We start from the raw sequence: 3,277 nt of genomic DNA, 5'->3' as shown, positions 1-3,277 counted from the left end.
AAGTTAGTTTGTCTAGCATCTAAAATAAAAATTGACGTTTCACGTTGTTTGTTTCGTTCAGTTTTCAAAGAACTACTTGGTCGCTCATTTGCGACTTCCTTATGTTAACATTTTTATCTTTCAATGTCAACTAAGTTTTTTATTTCGTTTGTCGCTTTCGACGTTGTTGTCATCGGCGACTTGTTCTATATTACACCTCTAAGTAGCAATCGTCAATACCTTTTTATAAAGATATTTAATTACATGCTTTTATGCTCTTTTAGCTAGATACATCCCCGCAAAAATTCATTATCGGAAACTACCTTCTGCTTCTCATTAGTTCATTCTTGCAACACATATTCAATTTAATTTACGTGGACATTTCCCTCCAACAAAACTATTAACCTTATTTTAACAAATAATATTATATAATTAGAGGGTTGTTGTACTATCAATGAACTCTATTAGAAGCAGGTGAAGATATGAAAGATATACGTATCCTTATAGCAGACGATGATAAAGAAATCCGAAATTTATTAAAAATATATTTGGAACGAGAATTATATATGGTAGATACTGCGATTAATGGCGATGAAGCCTTACAATTATTTAATCAAAACAACTATAACCTCGTTATACTAGACCTTATGATGCCGAAAGTAGATGGTATTGAAGTATGTAGAAAGCTTAGAGATAAAACGAACGTACCGATATTAATGCTAACCGCTAAAGATCATGAAGTTGATAAAATTTTAGGTTTAAGCATTGGTGCTGATGATTACATTACAAAGCCTTTCAGTATTCATGAAGTCATTGCACGTGTAAAAGCTCTTATGCGGCGTTTTTTAGTTCTTGGAAGTGACGCTAATATACAAAAGAAAACAACTCTAACTTTTAAAGGCCTATTGATTGATTTAAATACATATACAGTTCATACAAACAAAGAAGAAATTAACTTAACCGGAAAAGAACTGGAACTATTAAAATTCTTCACTTCAAATCCAGGACAAGTATTTACAAAAACACAGCTCTTCCGAAATGTGTGGGACGATAATTATATAGAAGATGACAATACCGTTATGGTACATATTCGAAAACTTAGAAAGAAAATAGAAGTCGATCCTTCCAACCCAAAATTCATTCAGACTGTATGGGGAATTGGTTATAAGTTTGTAGGTGAACAGCTTGAAGACTGATAAAACCCTTTCCCTTATTTCATTACAACTTATCATTTGCGGGCTTTTAAATATACAAATGGACCCAAGGGTAAAAATATCTTTATTTATTACCCTTATCTTAATTACAATGTATCTCTTCTTTTCAAGAATACAATTCATTCAGCACCGCAAATCAATAGATACTAAATTAAGTCGTGTACTAAAAGGTAATTTACAAGCAAGATTATTTACAAGCAATGATCGTTCATTACATAATATCGTTTTTTCAATAAACGAACTAATAGCTGAATTAGAAAAGGTTCGGATTGAAGCAAAGAGGTCTGAGGAATCTAGAAAAAAACTTCTGTCTAGTATCTCGCACGATATACGAACACCACTTACCTCCATTATTGGCTATATTGATGCCTTAAAAGATGAGGTTGCTGCTTCTGAAATAGAAAAGCAAGAATATCTTAAAATACTTTATATGAAATCAAATAACTTGAAGCACCTAGTTGATGAGATATTCAATATGGCGAAGCTAGATGCTAACGAATTTCCACTAAAAGAAGAAGAACTCGACTTTTCTGAAGTTACTAGAGAAGTTTCTCTTGATACGCTACGCAAAGCAAATCGTAAATACATAGAATTTCAGGTGAATAATGACAGTAAGGCTACGATACTATTAGAAAATCAATTTCAAATTTTCGATTATGAGGTACATGATGAAGGGAATATTCGCATTTACTCTCATTTCGGGCAACAAGGATACATCAATAGAACGTTTGTTCTAAATGATATTGAAGTATTAAAAATGATGATGAGCGAAGACAGATTAGAAGATTATTTCACCAAACTAGTTGGAGGTGGAACAATTGGTTAACCTACTCTATACAGAACTATTAAAACTAAAACGCTCTAATATGTTTTTAATTAGTATTATTGGGGCTGGTGTCGCACCTTTCTTAGTCGTAGTAGCTTCTTATATACATATAAAAACCAAACAGCCAACTCCGACTATTTGGTTCCATCAATTATTCACTGAAGTTAACTTATACACTACTTTAGTTATAGGGTTCCCCTTATATGGAGTAGTAGTTGCTTATCTGTTTACCCGTGAATATGCAGAAGACACATTAAAAAATTTACTAACTATCCCCGTGTCACGTATTAGTTTTATTATAAGTAAGTTCATCATTCTTTTCCTTTGGATCATGATGCTAACTTTAGTTGCTTGGTCGCTTACTTTAATATTAGGGCTATTGGGGAACTTCCCTGGTTTTAACACTGCTTTACTTTTAGGTTCTTTCCTAAAATTTTTAACCTGTGGTGGACTTCTTTTTCTATTGTCTTCACCTATTGTTCTATTAACTCTTGTAATGAAGAGCTATGTACCGCCTATTATATTAACAGTCATTATTACAATGACTAATCTTATGCTCGTAAATTCCAAACATAAAGATTTATTTCCCTGGATCGCCACTTTAGATATCGCAAATAATGAATTACAACCCACATATCCACCAGAGTATTCTTATATGATCATTGCAGCAACAACGATTTTCGGATTTATCGCAACACTATTCTATTTTAAGAGAGTAGACATTCATTAATTTTTAGGAGTGAAACTATGAGCGATATCATTATTGCCTTCATACTCGGTATCGTAGAGGGGTTAGCTGAATTTTTACCTATCTCTTCTACCGGCCACCTTATATTAGTCGGGCATTTTTAAAAATTAAACATCCCTCCATTAATCTAGATGTCTACTGGACAATGCTGTATAGGAATCGTATATTTTTATAAACCATATTCATTCCAAACTATCTTGCACGGTTAGTAATTGATGAGTTAAAAAACGCAATATGCCCCAGTCACATTTATTATGAATTAGAAACTAAACCAATATCGCCAAATAACGATTATAGTTTTATATTCAATGCGTATGATGAACCTATATCCATGATTAAGACATCAGAATACAACGTTCGTCTATAATTGAAACAGTATAATATTGTTTACCAAACACGAAAAAACACAAGTCAAAAGACTTGTGTTTTTAGTTGCTTGGCGACGTCCTACTCTCACAGGGACAAGGTCCCAACTACCATCGGCGCTAGAGAGCTTAACTTCCGTGTTCG

General features: G+C 33.0%; 3 protein-coding genes, 1 rRNA gene and 1 pseudogene. 4 read left to right on the top strand and 1 reads right to left on the bottom strand.

Annotated features, from left to right (window positions below):
* Window positions 1-461 precede the first annotated feature (461 nt).
* The 4 genes and pseudogenes from ACTFR9_RS27470 to ACTFR9_RS27455 all read left to right on the top strand — a co-directional run.
* Complete coding sequence (locus ACTFR9_RS27470; protein ID WP_000651988.1) at window positions 462-1,175, top strand: response regulator transcription factor; 714 nt, start codon at window positions 462-464, stop codon at window positions 1,173-1,175.
* On the top strand, window positions 1,165-2,019 hold the full coding sequence (locus tag ACTFR9_RS27465; RefSeq protein ID WP_229136884.1) for a histidine kinase dimerization/phospho-acceptor domain-containing protein: 855 nt from the start codon (window positions 1,165-1,167) through the stop codon (window positions 2,017-2,019). The genes ACTFR9_RS27470 and ACTFR9_RS27465 overlap by 11 nt, the downstream gene beginning before the upstream one ends.
* Window positions 2,012-2,749: an ABC transporter permease gene (locus ACTFR9_RS27460; protein ID WP_000247724.1), complete on the top strand. Its 738-nt coding sequence runs from the start codon at window positions 2,012-2,014 to the stop codon at window positions 2,747-2,749. The genes ACTFR9_RS27465 and ACTFR9_RS27460 overlap by 8 nt, the downstream gene beginning before the upstream one ends.
* Window positions 2,750-2,766: 17 nt before the next feature.
* Window positions 2,767-2,865 (top strand): annotated as a pseudogene (locus ACTFR9_RS27455) (undecaprenyl-diphosphate phosphatase); the annotation flags it as partial.
* A gap of 336 nt (window positions 2,866-3,201) precedes the next feature.
* Here ACTFR9_RS27455 and rrf read toward each other — a convergent pair.
* Window positions 3,202-3,277: ribosomal RNA gene (rrf, locus tag ACTFR9_RS27450) — 5S ribosomal RNA — on the bottom strand; the annotation flags it as partial.

This window comes from Bacillus cereus group sp. MYBK222-1, assembly GCF_051916425.1.
Lineage (GTDB): Bacteria > Bacillota > Bacilli > Bacillales > Bacillaceae_G > Bacillus_A > Bacillus_A paranthracis.
The sequence above is the reverse complement of the archived record's forward strand: the minus strand, read 5'-3'. Positions and strand labels throughout refer to the sequence as shown.

Excerpts from the sequence above, each read along its gene's own strand:
- ACTFR9_RS27470 (WP_000651988.1), top strand. The coding sequence starts at position 462 with ATGAAAGATATACGTATCCTTATAGCAGACGATGATAAAGAAATCCGA.